Consider the following 22,985-nt stretch of genomic DNA (forward strand, 5'->3'; position numbering starts at 1 on the left):
AGGAACGTCCTGATGGATGGTGTTTAAACAGGCCCTTAAAACAGATTAAAATAAAATTGTTTTATCAGGGACTGGCTCGGGTTTGCCATGGTAAAATCCTTGTTGATAATTAACCCCAAGGGATTTTGTTTTAGCTGAAAGCGACTCACTGGAGATGAACTCTGCGATGGTTTTCATCTGAAGTTTGTTTGCATAAGAGACAATAGAGTTAACAACATCAACGGCCCGCTCATCTTTGGTGATCAATTTGATGATACTGCCGTCAATTTTGATATAATCTGCTTTGATTTTCAGCAGATAATCAAAGTTGGAGTATCCTGTACCAAAATCATCAATGGCAATTTTTGCGCCGGCATTTTTAAATTTGTAAATAATCTCTGTTGCACCGGCGAAGGAGGTCAGGCTTTCCGACTCCACAAGTTCAAGTATCATGCGTGACATGATGTTTTTATTAACCGCATAGTCATAAATAAAGGCCATGGTCTCGCTGTTCTGGATATCCTCCATCGAAATATTGATACTGAATCTACTGTCATCGTCGATAAATGTGTCTATGGTCTTTTTTACCATGATTTTGGTCAATGCCGGATAAAACCGGGTCTGTTTGCTGATATCAAGGAACTGTTCCGGGGCAATTATGCCGCCATCCGTGTCCTTGATACGCATCAGGCTTTCAAATTTTGGTCTGCCGGCACCTGTGATCGGTTGGAAAAACGGCACGACCCGGTCTTCATCAATGGCACTGTTGAGCATTTTTACAACCCGGATATTTTGCTCATATATCTTGCTGTTATCCACTTTTAAAGGATCGTAGGCATAATGATCGATATTGTTTGCTTTTGCAAACTGCAATGCCGCATCTGCATGGGCCATAATATTGCCTGAGCCATGCGCATAACCTGTGATGACACTGATCATTAACTCCTTGTTCTCGATAATGAAGGTCTCTTTAACAATATCCTTAAGTGCTGTTTCAACATCAATGATAAAGAGATTTTTATCACTTTGGGTGGAGAATACGGCAAATACATCAGAGTGAAGCCTGTAGATAAAATAGCGGTACAGATGTATATGATTCGAAAGCCTTGAAGCAAATATTTTGAGAACTTCATCGCCGATCTTCATCCCGTATGTTTCATTTATTTTATGAAAGTCGTCTATATCAATGATAGCAAGATCTGCTGATTTGGCTTTTTTTATCTCCATCAGCAGACTGTTTCTGTTGTTCAATGCGGTCAAAGAATCATAATTGAGGTATTTTTGAAGCTGGGATTTATTTTCAAACACTTCGGTGACATCATGGCTGATTGAAATATATTTAATCACTTTGCCGTCTTTATCTTTAAACGGCACAATGGTCGATTCCTGAAAAAAATATCCCCTGTCTTTTTTGAGATTTTTAAAGATCCCACGCCAGGTTTTTCCCTTTGTAATGGTCGCCCACAGTTCCTGGTAGGTTGAGGCCGGGTTATCCGGATGGCTGAGTTGACTGTGAGTCGCATTCATTAACTCTTCTCTATTAAATCCTGTGACCTCACACATTTCGTCATTCACATGAATAATATTTCCGTTCAGATCAGTAATACTGACAATTGCGCTTTTGTCTATCACTGTTTTGTACTGCAGTAGATCACTGAGAAATTGTTTCTGCTCAGACTCAATTTTTCGGATTCTGTTGTAAATAAAAAGAGACACCATCAGCGTAAGGACAAAAAGAGAGATGATAATCAGGCTGTTTTTTATTATCTCATGTTTGAGAAGTGAACTGCTTATTTCCTCCACCGTTCCCACAAGGTCATAGAAATTTTCAAAATAAAATCCAGAGCCTAAAATCCAGTCCCAGTCAGGGATATATACCAGATACGATATTTTTTCAGCCGCTATGGTCAGTCCGGGAATTTCCCAGTAGTAGGTGCTGAAGCCACTACCTTTGGATAATGCGATATCAACAAACTCTTTGATAACCAATTTGTTGTTTGCGCCGCGGAATGTTTTCAGATCCGTATGATATATATTGGGGTCAATGTGAAAAATTGTTTTATAATCGGTTGAAAATATCCAGAAATAGCCATAATTTTCATAGCCGAACCTGTCCCCGGCAATAAATTCCAGGATTTCCTGTTTTCCCTGTTCATTCAGACTCTCCATGTAGTATCCCGTGCCGATAATGATATCAAATGCCGTGTTGTATACGGCATACCCGAGCTTTTTGTAGGGTTTATCCCCCTCGCCCGGTTTATAGTACATGTAAGTTTGCATGGCAGATCCGCTGCCTTTTACCTCTTCAAGAAATTTTATGAAATCAGGGAACTTTTTTCTCTGGGAATCAATATTTTTGCCGACCAGTTCCGGCCTCCCGCCGTGGTGCTTGAAAGTACCGTCTCCGGATATAATATAAAAATAGCCCGACTTGTTGGCCCAGTTAAAAGATGTGATCATGTTGTTTATATGTGTTTTATACTGATCCTCTTTATGGGTCATGTATACATTTTCAATAAAATCTTCCGCCGAATGGACCTGGTCTTTAAGATTCTGCTTGGCCGCTTTGATGATAGCGTTCTTTGTGGCGGATATGCGTTTGGTCAGCCGTTCAACTTCGTTTTTGATAAGTTTTTTTTGCTGATCAATATAAAAAGTTCGAAGCCCTTCCTTATTTTTTTGGCTGAATTGCGTAAAAATGCTATGCATATCCCACAGAATGACCCCGGAAAATACGGATGCGATTGTAAGTGCTGTAATTAGTGAAATGTTGGAAATTCTAGTTTTCATCATGGCAGCTATTTCCATTTACCAAAACATTTCACCAACAAATGGTAATGATTTGGCATCAGGGGTACATTATGCGTAATGGTCTAGGTATGCCATTTTAATAGCTGAATGAACAAAATCAGTCAATAGTACATATTTTCGGCACAGGCGGCGGCCGGCGTACAGCCGAAGAGCAGGGCATCAAGTACCTGGGTAATATTCCTTTGGATCCGGCATTGGTTGCCCTGGGCGATGCCGGTCGTTCCATGCAGGCGGAAAAGCTGTCTTCCCCTGTGACCAAGGCATTCCACACCCTGGCGGAAGAAGTGGTCCGCCGGAACCGGTCATAATGGTCATGGCATTATAAGACCCATTCCTTAGCAAGCATATTTTGAAATTGACATCTTCTGGGATCTGATCCAGGTTCTTTTCAGCAGATTAAAGATGTTTTTAGGCATGCCAAAGGGCAGATCCACCAGAGAATAATCATAGTCAATATTGATGGCACCAATAAAACTGCTTTCCAGACCGGATTCATTTGAAATGGCGCCGACAACATCGCCGGGTTTAAGGCCATGCTTGTAACCCACTTCAATGCGATATCGTTCCATCCCTTTTTTAGTCGGCGCAATTTTATTGGGGTTAAGCCGGGCAGATGTCTGATTTTGCTTTGATGTAACGGGTGCCTTGGCTTTTTTTTCGGATTTTTTAGCCGTCTTTTCAGCTGTTTTTTTAACAGCAGGTTTGTCAGCCGTCTCCTTAAGCAGAAACGGTGTGCTGCCCTGATGCATTTTTGCCAGGGCTGCAGCCACCTGGGCAATCGATACATCCTGTTCCTTTGCGGTGGCTTCCACCAGATCCATAAAAGTGCTTAAATCTTCGGTGCCGATGGTTTGAGCAATTTTACCTTTAAAATCATCCACCCGTTTTTCATTGATTTCCCTGTTGGAGGGGAGAGCCAGTTCTTCAACCTTCCGACGGGTGGCTTTTTCGATGCGTTTTAACATCCATTTTTCTTTAGGCTGGACAAATAAAATGGCTTCACCGGTGCGTCCAGCCCGGCCGGTTCTCCCGATTCTGTGAATATAGGGTTCGATTTTAGCGGGCATATCGTAGTTAATGACGTGGGAAATCCGGTCTACATCAAGTCCCCTTGCCGCCACATCCGTGGCCACGAGAATATCAATGTGCCCGTTTTTCAACCGGTTCACCGTCCGTTCCCGGGCTGCCTGGGCAATATCTCCGTTCAGGGCTTCTGCTTTGAATCCTTTTTCTTCCAGAATTTTTGTCAGGCCCACTGTGTCATTCCGGGTCCTGGTAAATACGATGACGCCATCATGGGAGGCGGCTTCGAGTATCCGGACCAGGGCATGACTTTTTTTCACATGTTTTACCAGCCAGAATTTTTGATGAATGGTGCTGGTGACATCTGAATCATGCCGGATAATAATTTTTTCAGGGTTTTTAAGATATTTCCCTGCAATTTTTTGAATAGGTGCCGGCATGGTGGCGGAAAAAAGTGCGATTGGGGTCGGCTGGGGTATTTGGGATAGAATCCATTCAACATCATCAATAAATCCCATCTGCAGCATTTCGTCCGCTTCATCCAGCACCAGCCCGGTAAGATCGTCAAGACAGACGGTTTTACGCCGCATATGGTCCATGAGACGGCCTGGTGTGCCCACAACCACATGAACGCCCCGTTTTAACTGGTTTAACTGAACACCGTAGCTTTGGCCGCCGTATACCGCCAGAACGTTAAGGCCTTTCATGTTTACGCCATAGTCATTGAAGGACTGAGCCACCTGGATGGCAAGTTCCCGGGTCGGCGTAACCACGAGAACCTGGGGCCGCCTGTTCTTAAGATTGATCCGTGAAAGCAGCGGCAGTGCAAACGCCGCTGTTTTTCCGGTCCCGGTCCTGGCTTGACCTAACAGGTCTTTACCTTCGATCATACGGGGAATGGTCATGGTCTGGATCGGTGTCGGGGTTTCATAACCAACGGTCTGCAAAGCCGCAAACACATCCGGGCTCAAGTTCATTTCGCCGAACCCGGCCTGCTCTAAATTTTTATGGGGCATGATTTTCCTTAAAAGCAAAAAGGCCGGCACAGCCAGCCTTTGTATATCAATATTAATTCACAACAAAACAGCTTTAAATATACGAAATTTTTAGAAAATGCAAGCTGTTTATTTATATCTCTGGATATTTGCCATAAGGAATTTGGATAGCACATATAGTATTTTTGTGTACCATTTACCCACAACATACAGGCGCTTTAGACGTAAAAAGTGCTTGTATCAAATATCCAGTTTATATCTTGAATTCTCCCATCATTTTGTTCAAATGTTCAGCAAGTTTTGACAACGCCGCAGCACTGGTTTTTACCTGCCTGCTTTCGTTGTTCATTTTTCCGGCGGCCTGACTGACCTCGGTAATATCACTTGTTACCTGGGCTGCCACAGCTGATGTCTGACTCGCGTTCTTATTGATTTCCTGTACGCCCAAAGCAGCCTGGGAGACATTATTTGCAATTTCCTTGGTTGTGGTAGACTGTTCTTCAACTGCAGCGGCAACAGTGGCGACAATTTCATTAATTTCATTAATGATTAAGACAATGGCGTTAATTGCAGAAACGGATTCTGTTGTTGTTGCCTGGACGGCACCTATTTTACCGCTTATTTCCTGTGTTGCTTCTGCAGTCTGTTGGGCAAGGGCTTTAATCTCATTTGCGACAACAGCAAACCCTTTTCCCGCCTCACCTGCCCTGGCTGCTTCGATGGTTGCATTCAGTGCAAGCAGATTTGTCTGTTCTGAAATAGCTGCAATGGTCTCTGTTACCTGACTTATCTCAGAGGTGCTTTTTCCAAGCTTGTCTACTTTTTGAGCCACTTCCTCAGTTGCCTTAACCGCCTTGTGTGTTGTTTCATTACTTATTGATGTGTTGCCCGCGATTTCATTTATTGTAGCGGCCATCTCCTCCGCTGCTGCAACAACCATATCGATGTTGGACGCAGCCTGTTCTGTTGCAGCCGCTACATTATTCATATTGACGGACATTTCTTCTGCGGATGCAGATACATGGTTTGCTTTTTCGCTGGTTTGTCCGGAATGCGCAGACATCTGTTCAGAAATAGCTGAAAGTTCTGTGGAAGAGGCCGTCAGGGTTTGCGCCCCTGTTATGATCTCAGCAAACATCATTTGTAAATTTTTTGCCATCATATTCAATGAGTTGATCAGGTTTCCGATCTCATCTTTTCTATTGATGTCTATTTTCTGGGTCAAATCTTTTTGGGCCACATTCTGTGCAAAAACCACTGCCCCTGCAAGCGGTTTTATAATGTAGATTTTGAGAGAAATATAAACAATCAAAAGAATGATAAGAACCGTACCAATGAGAAAATAGTTAGAGAATTTAATCAATTGGGCGCTGGTTTTGATCAGATTATTGATAAATTCCGCCTGATAAGCAAGAAGCGCACAGCCGATCTCATGACCCTTAAAGTCTTTAAGAATTACAGGGGCTGTGAAATACTGGTTGTCAAACGTATAGCCGTCTTGAATCCCTTTAGATAAATCGTATTCTTCGCTCATCACATAGTTAAGGAAATTTTTGTCAATATAGGATTTGCTGGATAACATATATCCATCTTTGATTTTCTTATCCTTTTTGAAAAACTGCTTGTATTCCGGACTCAGAAAATACAGAAAATCAATGTGTTCTTCCTTAAATGCCTTAGCCATGCTGTTTATCCCACCTTCAAAATTGATCATCCCAAGAACGGTTTCATCCTTTTTGACTGGGTAAACGCCTTTGAGCCTGAGCCCTTTGGGTGACTCTTCTATAGAGACAACAGGTTTGTCTGTTTGTAAAACCGTTTTATAAACATCACTGTAAATCAGTGACTCCCCATAGTTGTCAGGCGCCCAGGATTTAAAGAAAGAGACAAGATCTTTGTTAATGACATGAACATTAACATTTTTAAAGCTGGTATTATCTTTAAACGTTTTATTGATATTGCCGATAAAACTATGGATTATCTCCCTGTCCTGTGCTGCCAAACCATTAACAATAGTTTCATTAATAGCCATCTGTAAAGCATTGGTAAGCCAAACATCTGATTTTTTATCAAGAGATAGTTGATTTTTCAGGGTCAGCTCTTTTGCAGTCGTTTCAAGCAATGTGTTAATTTGATTTTTTTGAATTGATTTGAAAACAAGAAAAGAGATTACAAGAATAATAATCGCAACTATAATAATCGGCAGGATAAATTTTTTTTGAACACTTGCAGTTTTATTTTTCATACCAAATCCTTTTTCTGGTTATAACGATTTTTTTTGGTGGGTGCTTAACTATTTGAACTCATTGCTAAAAGATTTATATCTTATACTTAAATTATAACCCAAAACAGGACAGATAATTCATGTTCAATACTCAAGAAGCCCGAAAAATAAGGAAATACCAGAAGGCCGAATCAATGGCCTCCTCCCCCAAATCCGTTATAATCAGCAGATGTTTAAACACTGACCGTAACGTTTGGGACGTGTGGATGATTGGTCGGATCTGTATCTCGAAGTACCTATGTATTCTGCGGTAACGTAGCCCCGCTTACCAATAACGCAGGGCTGAGGCTAACCAACCGGGCTTGCGGTTTGCCCACAAACCCCTCGGTCTTCAGCCGAGGGGGTGTTGACGGGATATGTTTTTTTTTAACTAATCAGCCTTACGTCTTAAAAAAGTGGGGATCTCCAGATCGTCATTATCAATGTTCATGCCGTAGTCCTGGGCCTGGTTGTCATCTCCCACCACGCGTTTGTGGCGAACAACACGCACCGGTTCATCCCAGTTGTCCATATCTTCTTTTGTGGCGTCCCTTACAACCCCTCTGGCAATGGATCTCTGGCTGCCGGCAGGTGTTGTTGACTGTCCCATGTCTGGTGCGGTATGAGCATAGGCCTGGGTCCCATATGTCCCGTTGGCCATATTCGTCTGCTGGGGCTGTGTATAGGCCTGGGCGGTTTGGAGGTCAAATCTGCGCATATTTTCACTAAACGCCGGTTCTTCCATACCGATACCTGTGGCAATGACGGTGATGCGGATTTCATCCCCAAGCTCTTCGTCAAAGCTCTGGCCCCAGATGATTGCGGCTTCGTCACCTACCTCCTGGGCGATGCGGTCACTGGCTTCTGTCGTTTCCTCGATGGTAATATCTGAAGTTGATGTGATATTCATTAGTACGCCCTTGGCACCGGACACGGAGATATCTTCCAGCAGCGGATGGGAAATGGCCCGTTCCGCTGCTTCCGTGGCCCGGTTTTCCCCAGAGGCAATACCGATGCCCATTAATGCTTTGCCTGATTTCTTCATGGTCCTCTTTACATCGGCAAAGTCCAGGTTAATGTAGCCGGGCACCATGATCAAATCCGTGATGCCTTTAACGGAGTGGTGCAAAATTTCGTCGGCTTTGATGTACATGTCCTTCATTCGGGCCCCTTTGCCGGCAATGCCGCGCAGGCGGTCATTGGGAATAGTGATGACGGTATCCGTAATTTCCTGCAGTTTTGCGAAGCCGTCCAAGGCTATTTTTTCCCGTTTTTTGCCCTCAAAGGAAAAGGGTTTGGATGCAACCACTACGGTAAGAATGTCAAGATCCTTGCATATTTCTGCAATTACCGGTGCTGCTCCTGTGCCGGTACCACCGCCGAACCCGGCGGTAATAAAGACCATGTGGCTGTCTGTAAGGGATTCACGAAGGTCCTCCATGCTTTCCAAGGCGGCATCTCGACCCACACTTGGATCTGAACCGGCCCCAAGCCCTTCGGTAAGCTGGGCGCCTAATTGGATTTTCACTTCTGCCCTGGAATGTTCCAGGGCCTGGACATCGGTGTTGGCCACAATAAATTTAACCCCCTGCAGCTTGGCGTCAATCATGTTGTTGACCGCGTTTCCGCCGGCCCCGCCGACACCGATGACCTTAATTTTAGCCTTCTTGTTGTCGTTGTTCTCTACATAAGAAAAAGTCATATCCACCTCTTTTAAGCATTTAAATAATATTTTTGAACCATTGTTTCATTTTATTTAAAATCGTTTGCAGTCCATGGGAATCGGACTTGACCTCCTGGATACGGCAGCTTGTTTTTGATCCGAAAATGATCAATCCAACGCCTGTGGCGTATGCAGGGTTTTTGACGATATCTTTGAGTCCGCCGATACGGTCGGCTTCACCGATACGAACGGGGACGCTGAATACGGATTCCGCCATTTCCGCAATGCCGTCCATGACAACGCTGCCGCCGGTGAGTATAAATCCGGCCGGAAAACTGTTTTCAAGTCCGTTGGAAAACAGCTCCTGTTTCAGCAGGGAAAAGATTTCCTCCACCCGGGGTTCCAGGATTTCAGCAAGAATGCCCTTGGGCAGACGCTTGGGCGCCCTGCCCCCCACCGCCGGCACCTCAATGACATCATGGGCCTTGACGTTTTGCGGTATGCAGGTACCGTGTGCTTTCTTGATCTTTTCCGCTTCGGGCAGGGGGGTACGAAGCCCTATGGAAATATCGTTGGTCAGGTTATGACCGCCCACGGTAAGTTCGTGAATGAATTTCAGATTGTTGTCTTTGAACAGCGCCAGGTCTGTGGTCCCGCCGCCCATATCGGCCAGGATGCAGCCAAGTTCCTTTTCTTCATTGGTGAGAACGGCATAGCCCGAGGCCAGGGATTCAAGTGCAATGTCGCAGACCTCAAGCCCTGCCTTGTGACAGCACTTGATAATGTTGCGTGCTGCAGATATCGCGCCTGTGATGATATGAATCTTGGCTTCCAGGCGCACGGCAGTCATGCCTACGGGGTTCTGGATGGATGTCATTTCATCTACAATAAACTCCTGGGAAATCACATGCAGAATTTCCCTGTCCGGGGGGATGGCAACCGCCTTGGCCGCGTCAATAACTCGATCCACATCCATCTCGGTAATTTCCCGGCCTTTGATGGCAATGATGCCATGGCTGTTGAACCCTTTGATGTGGTTGCCTGCAATGCCCACATAAACAGAAGATATATTGCAGTCTGCCATGAGTTCGGCTTCCTCCACAGCTTTTTTAATGGAATCCACCGTAGACTCTATGTTGACGACCGAGCCCTTGCGAAGTCCTGTGGAGGGGTGGGAGCCCACACCGATGATGTTAATCTCATCACCAAGCATTTCACCCACGACTGCGCAGATTTTGGTGGTACCAATGTCAAGTCCCACCAGTAAATTTTCGTTTCCCTGCAAGTTAAACCCCCTTTGCTGTAGTATTTTGAGCAGCATCTTCCATTGTAACTTGATGATCAAGTGTAACAAACACTTTTTTCAGATTGAAAAGATCCATGGCGGATATGGTTTGGTTTGGGTAATTGCTCTTCACATAGCGCTGAATCTGCCTGGCCCTTGCAAGTTTTTTTTCAAATTGGTCAAATCCGAGTTTAACCGGAAGAAGTGCCTTGTTTTCAGATTTTGTGTCTCCGGAATTTTTTGTAAAACCTGTCTCCGGACTCATGTTTAATATATTTATGCGTATGCCTGTATTTTCATCTCCCAAAATGCTTTTAATTTGTCCAACGTTTTTTATTTTTAAAATCTCCATCACGGCATTGAACAACGCGCCTTCAAATAGGTACGTGCTGTTGGACAGGCTTAAATCCACCCCGGATATAACCGGCAACGCCGTGAGGTCATCTTTGGCTGCTTCGTACGTTTTGAAGGGCGCCCCCCGGGTGTTGATGACGATATCCGCCAGGTTTTCAATGGTCACGATAGCCAGAGGGGCCTGTTCTTCAATTTTGATGGAAATGGTTGAGAAGAGCTGACGTTTCACCGTGGCTACGCGAATCCATGGATGGGTGTTCAGCTCTTTTTCGAGCATGTCAGGCCGCAATTCAAACATATTGGCCGGCTTGTCAAGTCCTGTCCGGACCAGAATTTCCTCTCTGGTCACCCGATCAAGGCCGTCAATCATAATGGTTTTAACATCAAATAGAGGACACTGGAGAACCGCATCGTGCATGTAGGTGAAGCCAAGGCTCATTGCACAGATAAAAAAAATAAAACCACTTTTTCCTAAAAGGACTTTGCCGCCGGGAAAAGTCTTCAATTTCCGGCTTTTTTTATTCGACTTTTTGTACCGGTTTGGGGTATTTTTTTTAGTCACCAATGGTTTTTACCTCTTCTGTAAGGTTAATCCCGAATTTTTTGTATACGCGTTTTTTTACCTGGTCAGCCAGGTTCAGGATATCTCTTGCACAGGCGTTGCCGTGGTTGACAATAAAATTGGCGTGCCGATCCGATACCATGGCCCCGTTGTACCGGGCGCGTTTCATGCCTGCCTGTTCAATGAGAAACCCTGCAGATTTAACGCCTGGGGGGTTTTTGAAAAAACACCCGGCAGATGCCTGGGATACCGGCTGGGTGGATTGTTTTATTTTAAGGTTGCGGTAAAATTCATCCCTGACGGTGTTGGCGTCAGCCCTGGTCAGCCCAAGCCGGACTTTGAGTACGACGCTGTTTTCAAGGCTAAGTTTGCGGTAGGAAAATTCAAGCCTGTTTGCCGGCAAAACTACGGTTTCCAGGGTGACAAGATCCAACACCTCGAGTTGGCGTACAACGTGGCTCATGTCGTTGCCAAAAGCCCCCGCATTCATCATCACGGCACCGCCAATGGTGCCCGGAATCCCGGCTGCCCATGCCAGACCGGCCAGACCTGCGTCAGCCGTATATCGGCAAAGGCTGCCAAGAGGTTGTCCGGCGAGTGCCGTCAAATAGATCCGGGCCGGTGAGTCGCTGTCTGCGTTGATAGGCGGTGTTATTGACTCAATGTTTTGTTTCAGCCGGGTGAGAATTATCACAAGCCCGCGGATGCCTTTGTCCGATATCAGGAGATTGGTGCCGCCGCCGATAATCGTAACCGGCAGTTCGACTTTTTGTGCGGTTTTGACAAGGGCGATCACCTGTTCCACGGTTTGCGGTAGCGCCAGGAGATCCGCAGGGCCGCCCACCCTGAAACTGGTATATCGATCCATGGCCGTTTGCGTTTCCGCGGCAAAAGAAGCAAACCCGCTTTTTATGTTATCGCTTAGCACCATGGTTTACAAAATCTCCACCAGTTTTTCCCCGAGGGTATATACATCCCCGGCCCCTAGTGTGAGTACCATATCCCCCGGCTTTGCCTTATGGGTGATAATAGACAACGCCTGGGTGAAATCCGGGGCAAAACAGGCATCTTTGTGGCCATGGGCCTTTATACCGGCCACAAGTTTTTCCGAATCCACGTCCTCAATGGGGTCTTCCGACGCCGCGTAAATGGGCAGCACCATGAGTACGTCGGACTGGTAAAAGGCCCGGGTAAACGCTGTGAACAACGCCTTTGTCCTTGTGTATCTGTGGGGCTGGAATACCACAATAAGCCGTTGGTCCGGATAACTTTCCCTGACTGCCGTCAACGTCGCCTTAATTTCAGTGGGATGATGCCCGTAATCATCCATCACCGTAATCCCCTTGGCCTTGCCTTTTATTTCCAGGCGGCGTTTGACGCCCTTGATCTCTTCCAGCGCTTTTTTAATGGTGTCAAAGGGGATATTAAGCTCCAGGCCCGTGGCGATGCCGGCCATGGCATTGAGAATATTGTGCCGGCCCCCGATATTTAAAAGAATTTGGCCCAGGTCCTGTTCGCCGTTGAATACGTTGAACAGGGATTGTCCGTTTTCAAACCGGATGTGCCGTGCCTGCAGTTCCGACTGGGCTGTCATACCGTAGGTGCTGTACCGCACCGTGATCCGGGGCAGAATATCCTGGATATGGGGATTGTCCAGACAGAGGATGGCAAGGCCGTAAAAGGGTACGGAGTTGATGAACTGGACAAATTTGTCTTTTATCTCTTCAATATCCTTGTAAAAATCAAGATGTTCCAGGTCAATGTTGGTCACCGCGGCAATGGATGGGGCATATTTAAGAAACGACCCGTCGCTTTCATCCGCCTCAGCTACAATGAATTCACCCGACCCGTGCAGGGCGTTGGTATCCAGCCCCTGGAGCAGGCCGCCGATGATTACCGTGGGATCAAGTCCTGCGGTGTTAAGGATTTGTGAAATCATGGCGGTGGTGGATGTTTTGCCATGGGCCCCTGCCACGGCAATGGCGTATTTGATACGCATCAGTTCGGCCAGCATTTCCGCCCGGGGGATGATGGGGCAGCCCAGTTCTTTTGCCCGGATCACTTCCGGGTTCCGGGATGCAATGGCCGAAGAGGTGACGACCACATTGACCCCCTTGATGTTTTCCTTGGCATGACCCTTGTAGATCACCGCGCCTTTTTCCGTGAGCCGGTCCGTGATGTGGGACAGCTTGAGATCAGATCCGGAGACGGTGTAGCCAAGGTTTAACAGCAGTTCGGCAATACCGCTCATGCCGATGCCGCCGATGCCTACAAAGTGTATGTGATAATCATGCTGGTACATTGTCTTCCTTTTTTGAAACATCCGCCCCGAGAATACGGTCGGCAATGAGGTCTGCGCCATGGGGCATGGCAAGTGACGTCATGGTGTCTGCCATGCCGGTTCTTTTATTTGTATTGTGTCGCAGGTTTTCTATGGCTGCCGATAAGGTTTCACCCGTGAGGTCCTTGTCCGCAATCATGATGCAGGCGCCCTGGTCGGCCAGGCTTTTTGCGTTTGCGGTCTGGTGGTCGTCTGCGGCATGGGGGTAGGGGACCAGGATAGCAGGTTTCCCCTTGATACACAGCTCGGATACCGTTCCGGCGCCGGCCCGGCTGATGACCAGGTCGGCCCGGTCCTGGATGGCAGGCATATCGTAGAAAAAGGCTGCGGCCTTGTGCCGGATATCCCCGGCAGCATAAAATTGTTGTATCTGTGCCTCGGCCGTTGCCCCGGTCTGATGGATGATAAAGAGCCGGTGGGTCTCTTTCATCATGGCCACAGCCTGTATGAATGCCGCATTGATGGAGGCGGCCCCCTGGCTGCCGCCGGTGACAAGAATGAGAAAATCATCCGCGTTTATCCGGTTCAGGACACATTCATCTGTCATGCTGTTTTCCTGTGCAGTACTTAAAGGGCGGCGTACCGGGTTGCCCACCAGAAAGGTGGTGTCATTTTCCGGCATGCCCTGTGTCGCTTTAAAGGAGATAAACCGGGTCCGGGCAATTTTGGACAACATGCGGTTGGTCATGCCGGGAAAGGCATTCTGTTCGTGGATGGCCGTCTCCTTAAAAAGGATACGCCCGGCCAGCACCAGGGCAAAGGATGAAAATCCGCCCACGCCCAGAATGAAATCCGCCCTGAACGCAATGATGATTCCCAGCGCCTGGATCAGGCTGATACCCACTAGGCCGGCTGACCAAATCTTTGCAAAGAGGTTTTTTCCCTTTATGGGTTTGGAGATAATCGATTTATGGGCAAATCCGTACCGGGCTAGGGTTTGGATTTCAAAAGGGGCGCGGGTACCCACAAAAAGGATTTTTGTGGCAGGGTCCTTTTCCATCAGCGCCTGGGCCACGGCAATGCCCGGGAACAGATGGCCCCCTGTTTTTCCGCCGGCGATAATGACGTGTTTATTTTTTGACATGGTGTGCCGACGCTCCGATGTTCATTAAAATACCCATGGCGGCCATATTGATGAGCAGTGATGTCCCGCCGTAGGAAATAAAGGGCAGGGTCAACCCCTTGGTGGGCAGTACACCCAATGTTACGCCTGTGTTGATGATGACTTGAAGTCCTAAATATAAAGTGATGCCCGTGGCTGTCACGGTCCCGAAAAAGGTATCTGCCTGCCGGGCAATGCGGGTACCGGTGTGGAGGATAAGCCCGTACAGCGCCAGGATTACCGTTACGCCGATAAGGCCGAGTTCCTCGCCAATGATGGAGAAAATAAAATCGGTATGGGGTTCAGGCAGAAAGTGCATCTTCTGCATGGAAAATCCGACACCTTTGCCGAACAGGCCGCCCGATCCAAAGGCCTTAAGGGAGTTGGTGAGCTGAAACCCGATGTCGAGAGGATCTTTCCAGGGGTCCAGGAATCCGAGAACCCGATCAAGCCGGTAACGGACTTTGATAACCAGAAAATATGCGACAGGAATGACCAGCGGCAATGGGCTGAGCAGGTGCAGTAAGGGAACGCCTGCAATGAACATCATTCCCCAGCAGATCATGCCCATGACCACAATGGTACCGAAATCGGGCTGGCACAGGATGAGTACGGCCATGAGGCCGAACACCATGGCATGGGGCAAAACACCGATGGAAAATTCATTCAGCTTTCCTATTTCCTGTTTTTTAGACAGGGAGTAGGCCATGAAAAGGATCATGGCAAGCTTGGCAAATTCCGCGGGCTGGAATGCAAAGAGCCCGAAATCAAGCCAGCGCCGGGCATTGTTGGCCTTGATGCCGAAGGCCGGGATAAGGACGGCAACCAGAAGGCCGATGGCTGCAACCAGAATGAGATACGCCATACTTTTATATAATTTGTAAGGCAGCGAGGCGGTAATATACATAATGCCAAGGCTGATCAACAGGAATATGGACTGACGTTTCAGGTAATAAAACAGGGTGTTATGCTCATCCATGGAGATGGCGCAGGAGGCTGAGTACACCATGACCAAGCCAATACCGGTAAGAATGAGTACCGGAAAAAGAATGGTTTTTTCTCTGAAAAAGGGATGGAGAGGACCCGGGATGTATTCGCCGATGCCCAGGGTGTTAGCCATGGCATACCTCCTGAGCCGGAACAAGCGTGTTGACAATGCGGGCAAAATCTTTTCCCCGTTCCCGGTAATTGTCATAAAGATCAAAGCTTGCGCAAGCCGGGGATAATAGCACCACATCGCCTTTGTCTGCAAGAGACACGGCGCTGTTAACGGCGCAGATCATGTCCCGGCAGGTGTATACAGGACAGATGCCGTCAAATGTTTCCATGATATGACCGGCTGCTTCACCCATGCCGATAACGGCCTTGGCCCGGGCGCTCACTTCGGGCACCAGAGGCGCAAAATCAAGGCCTTTTTCCTTGCCCCCGAGAATCAGAATGACATTGGATTCCACGGATTTCAGGGCACAAAGCACGGCAGCCACGTTGGTGGCCTTGGAGTCGTTGTAAAACCGGATGCCGTTAATCTCCCGGACAAAGGCAATGCGATGGTCCGACACGGTAAATTCATTTACGGCCTGTCTGATGCCTGCTACGGTACCACCGCAGCTTAACGCCGCAAGGGCGGCGGCTGCCACATTCTCCCTGTTATGGATACCGGGAAGCCCGGCCGGCGTGTCGGCCGCAAGGGTGTCACTGGTCTCTTGGGTTTTGATGTCGATTCCCGTTTTGTGAATGTCTGCTCCCCGGGTTACAGGATTTGTGGATGAGAATGCAAGAATATCAGCGCCAATGGTTTTCGTGCGTGCTGAAAAATCTTTGATGCGAGCGTTAACCACAGCCGTATCCCCGGCGGTCATATTTTTAAAGATTGACCATTTGGCATCGGCGTAGGCGTCAACGTCTATATATCGGTCCAGGTGATCCTCGGCAATGTTAAGAAGCGCTGCCGTATGGGGCCTGAAGGTTTGGGCAAGATCAAGCTGAAAGGATGAAAGTTCGGCCACCACAACATCCCTGGAGCTGTCCTGCATAAGATATTCCACCAGTGGCGTGCCGATGTTTCCACCCGTAAAGCAGGATATTCCAGAGGCTTCAAGCATGGCTGTGGTCAGCTCCGTGGTGGTGGTTTTACCGTTGGTGGCTGTGATTGCGATCACAGGTGTGGTGTTGTATTGGGCAAAAATATCCAGTTCGCCTTTGACAGGTACGCCCTTGTCCCGGGCTGACCTGATGAACGGCATGGTTAAGGGAATACCGGGGCTGGGGATGATAAGGGACGCCTTGTCAAACATCTCCTGGTCATGGCGGCCGATCATTACCGGTATCCCCAGCTTTTTTAACGCCGCTGCTTCACTGGTCTTTGTTCCGTCAATGTCCGTGGCAACCACGCCGTGCCCCCGGGATTTCAAAAACCGGGCCATGGAAAGTCCACAGGCGCCTAAGCCCACAACCAGTTTATATGTTTGACCAATATTGACCATTTTATCTTATCTTATTTTTAATGTACTCAGGGACAGGGCCGCCAGAGCAATGGAAATAATCCAGAACCGGACAATCACCTTGGATTCATGCCAGCCTTTTAGTTCAAAATGGTGGTGCAGGGGGGCCATTCTGAAGATTCTCTTGCCGTGGGTGATTTTAAAATAGGCAACCTGGAGAATTACGGACCCCGCTTCAATGACAAAAAGTCCGCCCACCAGCACCAGCATGATCTCCTGCTTGGTAACCACGGCAATGGTGCCGAGGATGGCCCCAAGGGGGATGGAACCGGTATCGCCCATGAAAATCTGGGCCGGATGGGCATTGAACCATAAAAACCCCATGCCTGCCCCTGCCAGAATGCCGCAAATGACGGATACTTCACCGGCTGCGGGAATGTGCCGGACATGCAGATACTCGGCAAACCGGGCATGACCGGCCACATAGGCAAACAGCATATAGGTCATGGCGGCCACAATCAACGGGCCGATGGCCAGGCCGTCCAGGCCGTCCGTGAGATTCACGGCATTGGAGGTACCCACAATGACCAGACAGGCAAAGGGGATATAAAGTGTACCTAAATTGATGGCCACGTTTTTAAAAAACGGTACCGTGAGTACGGCATTGAAGTCCGGGCTGCTGTATATCAGAAAACCGATGAGCAGGCCCGAAAGAATCTGGAGAAGAAACTTTGTTTTTGCCGTGAGTCCCATGTTCTTTTTTTTCATCAGCGACAAGTAGTCGTCAATCAATCCGATAGCACCAAAAAGCAGGGTGGCGAGCAGCAATATCCCCACATAGTGGTTGGTGAAGTTTCCCCATAAAAAGGTGGAAACAAAGATGGAAAACAGGATCATAATGCCGCCCATGGTGGGGGTGCCCTGTTTCTTTAAATGGGACTGTGGCCCGTCGGTCTGGATGATCTGGCCGAAATGCATGATCTGCAGCTGCCGGATCACAAACGGGCCGAGAATAAAGCAGATGATAAAGGCGGTCAGTCCCCCGTATATGGTGCGGAAGGTGATATACCGGAAAATATTGAAAAGGGTATAGTGTTCGTGTAACGGGTATAAAAATTGGTAAAACATTTGATCAATTCGCCTTTTCAGCAGGGATTTCTTCAAGTATCGGGATCAGTGTTTCCATGGCCATTCCCCTGGAGCCTTTGAGCAGTATCCAGTTTTCGTGTTTGGTTGACGTTTTAAGGGTCTCTCCCAATTCCTTTTTGGATCCCATGGTGATGCGTGCCTTTGGGTAGCCTTTTTCCAGAGCGCCCTCACGGATCTGGGCGACCTGGGTGCCGAACAGCAACAGCTTTGCCGGTGACAGCGCTGCCACCAGGTGCCCCACCTGCCGGTGGTGCCGCCGGCTCTGATCGCCTAATTCCAGCATGTCACCGAGTACGGCAATGCCCCGGTTACTGCCGGCCAGGTGATTCAGGACTTTCAGTGCCTGGTCCACGGATCTGGGATTGGCATTGTAGGTGTCGTCAATGAGATGGAGGCCGTTGGCAAGATGCCTTATCTGCATTCGGCCTTGGACCGGGACAAAGGCGTCAAGCCCCCGGGTAATATCTGTTTTATCAATGCCTGCCGCCTTTGCCAGCGCTGCGGCGGCGGCGGCATTAAAAGCCATGAAAGGTGCAGGGGAGGGGACCGTGTAGTGGCGGGGGGGACCATCCATGGCAAGGAAAAAGGCAATGCCGTGGTCGGTGACGCTGATTTCCGACAAACGGACATCGCTGTCGGGTCGGGTACCGAAAAGCATTATGTTGGCTGTGTCAGTGCTTTCTTTTGCCCCCTGGATAAGAATGTCACGCCGTGGATCGTCGGCAAAAATAATGGCTGTGCCGCCGGGGGTCAGTCCTTTGAAAATTTCAGCTTTGGCCCGGGCTACATTCTCCAGTGACCCCACACCTTCCATGTGCGACCCATGGGTGTTGGTCACCATGGCGATGTCAGGCCGGGCAATGGCCGTCAGTCTTGCGATTTCACCCGGGTGGCTCATGCCCATCTCCACCACGGCCCATTCATGGATATCCGCCAGCCTGAGCAGGGTCAGGGGAAGGCCGATCTCATTGTTTAAGTTGCCCCGGGTGGCCAGGGTGTCATGATGCCGGCAAAAGATATTCTGGGCCATTTTCCGGATGGATGTCTTTCCGTTCGAGCCGGTTAGCGCGGCAATGCGCGCATTCGAGCGCATTCTGTGATACCGGGCCAGGTGCCCCAGGGCAACCCGGGTGTCCGGCACTTCAAAGAAGCAGATTCGGCCTTTGTCCATCCGGCGTTTCTGATTTAAATCAAGGGTGTCTAAGTAGCCCTGGCTGACAACAAAAGCAGAAACGCCTTTTTCTGCCAGACCCGGAATAAAACCGTGGCCGTCAAAACGGTCCCCTGCCAAGGCCAAAAATACCATATCCGGGGCCATGGTTCTTGAATCGGTGCTGATGCCTTTAAAAACCGATCTCTTGGCATCTGTGACGCTTTTTTGCCCCAAGACGGTTACGGCATGACACCCAAGGGCACTGGAAAGATCGGTAACCCCCCACGGCCTTGGCGTTAATGCGCTGTTGCAGGCACGGGTTAAGTGTTCTTTGTCGTCAAAGAGAATGGTACCTGTATTGGTAATCTGGTAGGTTTCATGGCCCTTACCGGCAGCCACGATAATGTCCCCGGGTTTTGACATCTGAACGGCGAGCGCCAGGGCTTTTGCCCTGTCGGTCATCCGGATATATCCTTTTTCACAGGCATTTGATTTGTACGGATCAATTTGTTTACCCCCCCGGGCACGGATACCCGCTATAATTTCGTCAATAATGGCGTCCGGGTCTTCGGTTCTCGGGTTATCCGAGGTGACAACGGCGATGTCCGCGTATCTGCAGGCAATGACCCCCATGGGGCCGCGTTTGGTGCGATCCCTGTCCCCACCGCATCCAAACACCGTGATCAGTCGTGCCGGGGCGCGACCGGCAAGGGTTTTCAGGATGGATTCAAGGGCATCCGGGGTGTGGGCATAATCCACAAAAATATGCCGGTTCAGTTCCGTAGGAAGTTTTTCCAGCCGGCCCGGTATGCGTTCAAGACCGGCAATGCCCCGGGCAATGGATTCAGGGCAGATGCCCGTGGCGAATGCCGCACCTGCCGCACATAATATATTTTCCAGATTGAAGCGGCCTGTGAGCTTCGAGTGTATGGGCGCCTGTACACCGCTGACATCCAGGGTGCCTTTCAGGCCATGGATGTCATCTGTGATGTCAATAGCCCTGATATCGGCGTCACAGGTTGCACTGACCCGGATTACGGGCTGGTCCAGGCTGTCTGCCAGGCGGATGCCGTATTGATTATCAATGTTGATAACCGCTTTTCCCCGGGTTCCGTCCCCAAAGGGCCCTAAATGCCTGGTGAACAAGGTGCGCTTGCAGGCAAAATAGTCATCTAAGCCGTTATGGTAATCCAGATGATCCTGGGTAAGGTTGGTGAACACGGCTGCATTAAAATCACATCCGTCCACCCGGTGCTGGTCCAGGCTGTGGGAGGAGACTTCCATGATGACATGGGTGGCCCCGGCAAGTTTCATATCGTGCATGGTTTTGTGCAGGCACACCGCATCCGGGGTGGTGACGGGATTGTCAAGGGTGGTGCCCGGATATCTGATATTTATGGTGCCGATGACACCGCAGGTGATCCCGCAGGTCTGGTAAATCTGTTCCAGGAGCCAGGTGATGCTGGTTTTACCATTGGTTCCGGTGATACCCACAAGCACCAGATCTTTTGACGGATGGCCAAAAAAATTAGCCGCGGCAATGGCGGTATCTTTGCGGGTGTTCTTTGAAAGCACAACCTGCAGGGCCTGTTTCCGGGGCAAATCCCGGGGGATCTTTTGGGCCAGAACCGCGGCGGCGCCGTTGTCAAGGGCCTGGTGAATATAATCATGACCGTCTGCGGTGTAACCGTCCACGGCGATGAATAAGGCGCCTTGTCCCACCTGTCTGGAATCGCAGGTAATATCGGATATGGCGGTGTCGCCGATGCCTGCCTGTTCCTGATCCGGCGTGAACACGACTTCAGCCGTGTTCAGGATTTCAGTCAGCCGCATGCAGCACCTCCCGGGGTAATGCCGCGACCATGTCTGTCTGGGGCGGAATGTTCAGATAATTAAAGGACCGGGCCATGATGTCCTTAAAAGCCGGTGCTGCCACAGTGCCGCCGTAATGATTTTGTTTGGGCTCGTCCACCACCACCAGAATGGCCAGGGCCGGGTTGTCAAAGGGGGCAAAACCTGCAAATGCCGCTGTGAACCGGGAATGGGAGTATCCCTTTCTATCTCTGGCGGCTTTCTGGGCTGTACTGGTTTTGCCGCATATCCGGTAGCCGGGGATGGCGGCCTTGGTTCCGGTGCCTTCCTCCTGGACCACTCCGGCCATCATTTTTTTTACAATCCCTGCGGTTTGGGTCGAAATAACCTGGCGGATCACGCAGGGGTTATTTGTCTGGATAATTTTACCTGAGTTGGAAAGCACCTTCTGAACCAGCAGAGGCTTCATAAGCTTGCCGCCGTTGGCTATGGCGGAAACCGCGCTGATAAGTTGAAGCGCCGTTACCGACATGCCCTGGCCAAAGGAGATGGCCACGGCATCAATGCTTGTCCAGCGATTCAGGGGCAGAATAACGCCGGCGCTTTCTGCCGGGCAGTTAATTCCGGTTTTTGTGCCGAATCCAAAGGCCTTCAGATAATAGTGCATGGCCTTGGGACCAATGTCCTGGGCGATTTTTGCAGCCCCGATGTTGGATGAGACTTTCACAATCTCTGCCGGGGTCAGGTACTCATGGGGATGTGTGTCATGGATGACGCTTCTCCCCACGCGGTAATTGCCGTTTTCACAATTGATAATGGTTGTGGCGGACATGCCCCGTTCAATGGCCGAGGCCACGGTGATCACCTTCATGATGGAACCGGGCTCAAATGCGTCGGTCACCGTCCTGTTTCGGTATCGGCTCCGGCTGAAATCGCCATAGTTATTGGGATTGAATTCCGGGTAATGGGCCACGGCCAGAAGTTCACCGGTAGCGGGCTGCATGACCAGGGCCATGCCCGATTTGCCTCGATATTTTTTTACGGCCTGTTCAAGGGCTTCTTCGCTGAAAAATTGAATTTTTTTATCCAGGGTTAAAACAATGGTGTCTCCCTTAAGTCCGGCACGCTTGTTTTTTCCCGTATTAAGGATGGTGCCCTGGCCGTCCCTGTATTCTTTTGTCTTCAGGGTCCGGCCTTCCAGAAACTTATTATATGAAAATTCCAGTCCCTCAAGGCCCTGATCATCTTTGCCTGTGAAACCAATGACCTGGGCGGCCAGGCGCCGGTTGGGGTAAAACCGTTTGGAGTTATCCGGGGTGTAGATACCGACAATGTTCAGCTTTTTAACGGCGTCTGCCTTGGCCGGCGCCACCCTGCTTGCCAGAAGCGCAAACCGGCGTTCCCGGGACAGTTTTTTCTCTATTTCAGTCCGGTTGCCGCCAAGGATTTTTACCAGTTGATCTGCCGCTTGCCGGGCATTTTTGACCTGGGTGGGGTCTGCGGTAATGTTGGGCGCCTCAATGCTGGCACCCAGTTTGTTCGAGTGACGGTCAAGAATCAGTCCACGGTCTCCCTGGATGGTGATTCTTCTGACATAGGTATTTTCAGCTTTTTTTTTAAGCGCTTCACCCTGGAGAATCTGAATATCAAAGGAACGGATGATAATGCCCACCAGACACAACAGCAGAAAAAAACGGATGCAAAGAATCCGTGAACCGATTTTTTCACAAGGGGTTGCCGCCATTATTAGTTCGTTCCTTTGGGCAGATAAATGGTTTGATTAAATATATCCGGTCTCAGGCCTAACCGGGTGCGGGCAATGCGGGTAATCCGTGCTTCGGATTTAAGACGTTCAAGTTCCACGCTTAACGCCTGACGGTAATCTGCCATGTCCCGGATTTGGCTTTCAGTTTTGGCAATCATGATCATGGCCTGGCTGGATTCGCTTCTGATCCAGGTATTGCAAATGAGTTCGGCAGCCAGCACGATGATTAAAAGAAACCACCGCAGCTCTTTGTGGGTCTGGATAGTTGGTGTTTCTAATTTCATTTT

At 49.0% G+C, this 22,985-nt stretch carries 16 protein-coding genes; 1 reads left to right on the top strand and 15 read right to left on the bottom strand.

The genetic code is table 11. The annotated features are described in order from the left end of the window. Positions 1 to 45: 45 nt before the first annotated feature. A complete protein-coding gene (locus HXW94_RS07110; protein ID WP_178366202.1) occupies positions 46 to 2,772 on the bottom strand; it encodes a cache domain-containing protein in 2,727 nt (908 codons plus the stop codon). Between the two features lie 122 nt (positions 2,773 to 2,894). Between HXW94_RS07110 and HXW94_RS07115 the strand changes: the two genes are divergently transcribed. After that, a complete protein-coding gene (locus HXW94_RS07115; RefSeq protein WP_343054561.1) occupies positions 2,895 to 3,098 on the top strand; it encodes a P-loop NTPase in 204 nt (67 codons plus the stop codon). 27 nt (positions 3,099 to 3,125) lie between these two features. On the opposite strand, the gene HXW94_RS07120 is transcribed toward HXW94_RS07115, so the two are convergent. The 14 genes from HXW94_RS07120 to HXW94_RS07185 all read right to left on the bottom strand — a co-directional run bounded on the left by HXW94_RS07120 (position 3,126) and on the right by HXW94_RS07185 (position 22,982). After that, complete coding sequence (locus HXW94_RS07120; RefSeq protein WP_178366203.1) at positions 3,126 to 4,829, bottom strand: DEAD/DEAH box helicase; 1,704 nt, start codon at positions 4,827 to 4,829, stop codon at positions 3,126 to 3,128. Between the two features lie 232 nt (positions 4,830 to 5,061). Next, positions 5,062 to 7,053: a methyl-accepting chemotaxis protein gene (locus HXW94_RS07125; RefSeq protein WP_178366204.1), complete on the bottom strand. Its 1,992-nt coding sequence runs from the start codon at positions 7,051 to 7,053 to the stop codon at positions 5,062 to 5,064. Positions 7,054 to 7,462: 409 nt separating this feature from the next. Beyond that, a complete protein-coding gene (gene ftsZ, locus HXW94_RS07130) occupies positions 7,463 to 8,773 on the bottom strand; it encodes a cell division protein FtsZ (protein ID WP_178366205.1) in 1,311 nt (436 codons plus the stop codon). 19 nt (positions 8,774 to 8,792) lie between these two features. Continuing rightward, positions 8,793 to 10,019, bottom strand: a complete 1,227-nt coding sequence (gene ftsA / locus HXW94_RS07135; RefSeq protein WP_178366206.1) for a cell division protein FtsA — start codon at positions 10,017 to 10,019, stop codon at positions 8,793 to 8,795. A 1-nt stretch (position 10,020) separates the two neighbouring features. Then, positions 10,021 to 10,935, bottom strand: a complete 915-nt coding sequence (locus tag HXW94_RS07140) for a cell division protein FtsQ/DivIB (protein ID WP_343054560.1) — start codon at positions 10,933 to 10,935, stop codon at positions 10,021 to 10,023. Continuing rightward, entirely contained in the window at positions 10,928 to 11,866 is a 939-nt protein-coding gene (gene murB / locus HXW94_RS07145; protein ID WP_178366208.1) for a UDP-N-acetylmuramate dehydrogenase, read from the bottom strand. The genes HXW94_RS07140 and murB overlap by 8 nt, the downstream gene beginning before the upstream one ends. 3 nt (positions 11,867 to 11,869) lie before the next feature. Continuing rightward, the gene (gene murC / locus HXW94_RS07150; RefSeq protein ID WP_178366209.1) at positions 11,870 to 13,237 is read right to left on the bottom strand and encodes a UDP-N-acetylmuramate--L-alanine ligase; all 1,368 of its coding nucleotides are present in this window, start codon (positions 13,235 to 13,237) and stop codon (positions 11,870 to 11,872) included. Beyond that, on the bottom strand, positions 13,224 to 14,360 hold the full coding sequence (gene murG, locus HXW94_RS07155) for an undecaprenyldiphospho-muramoylpentapeptide beta-N-acetylglucosaminyltransferase (protein WP_178366210.1): 1,137 nt from the start codon (positions 14,358 to 14,360) through the stop codon (positions 13,224 to 13,226). Before murG ends, murC begins: the two co-directional genes overlap by 14 nt. Continuing rightward, positions 14,347 to 15,498: a putative lipid II flippase FtsW gene (gene ftsW, locus HXW94_RS07160; RefSeq protein WP_178366211.1), complete on the bottom strand. Its 1,152-nt coding sequence runs from the start codon at positions 15,496 to 15,498 to the stop codon at positions 14,347 to 14,349. The genes murG and ftsW overlap by 14 nt, the downstream gene beginning before the upstream one ends. Continuing rightward, entirely contained in the window at positions 15,491 to 16,861 is a 1,371-nt protein-coding gene (murD, locus tag HXW94_RS07165; RefSeq protein WP_178366212.1) for a UDP-N-acetylmuramoyl-L-alanine--D-glutamate ligase, read from the bottom strand. Before murD ends, ftsW begins: the two co-directional genes overlap by 8 nt. Positions 16,862 to 16,867: 6 nt before the next feature. Further along, positions 16,868 to 17,947, bottom strand: coding sequence for a phospho-N-acetylmuramoyl-pentapeptide-transferase (gene mraY, locus HXW94_RS07170; RefSeq protein ID WP_178366213.1), 1,080 nt, complete (start codon positions 17,945 to 17,947; stop codon positions 16,868 to 16,870). A gap of 4 nt (positions 17,948 to 17,951) precedes the next feature. Then, a complete protein-coding gene (locus tag HXW94_RS07175) occupies positions 17,952 to 20,954 on the bottom strand; it encodes a UDP-N-acetylmuramoyl-L-alanyl-D-glutamate--2,6-diaminopimelate ligase (RefSeq protein ID WP_178366214.1) in 3,003 nt (1,000 codons plus the stop codon). Then, entirely contained in the window at positions 20,941 to 22,677 is a 1,737-nt protein-coding gene (locus HXW94_RS07180; protein ID WP_178366215.1) for a peptidoglycan D,D-transpeptidase FtsI family protein, read from the bottom strand. The genes HXW94_RS07175 and HXW94_RS07180 overlap by 14 nt, the downstream gene beginning before the upstream one ends. Before the next feature lie 2 nt (positions 22,678 to 22,679). Next, positions 22,680 to 22,982, bottom strand: a complete 303-nt coding sequence (locus HXW94_RS07185) for an FtsB/FtsL family cell division protein (RefSeq protein WP_178366216.1) — start codon at positions 22,980 to 22,982, stop codon at positions 22,680 to 22,682. Positions 22,983 to 22,985 lie beyond the last annotated feature (3 nt).

The organism is Desulfobacter latus (genome assembly GCF_013389365.1).
Taxonomy (GTDB): Bacteria; Desulfobacterota; Desulfobacteria; order Desulfobacterales; family Desulfobacteraceae; genus Desulfobacter; species Desulfobacter latus.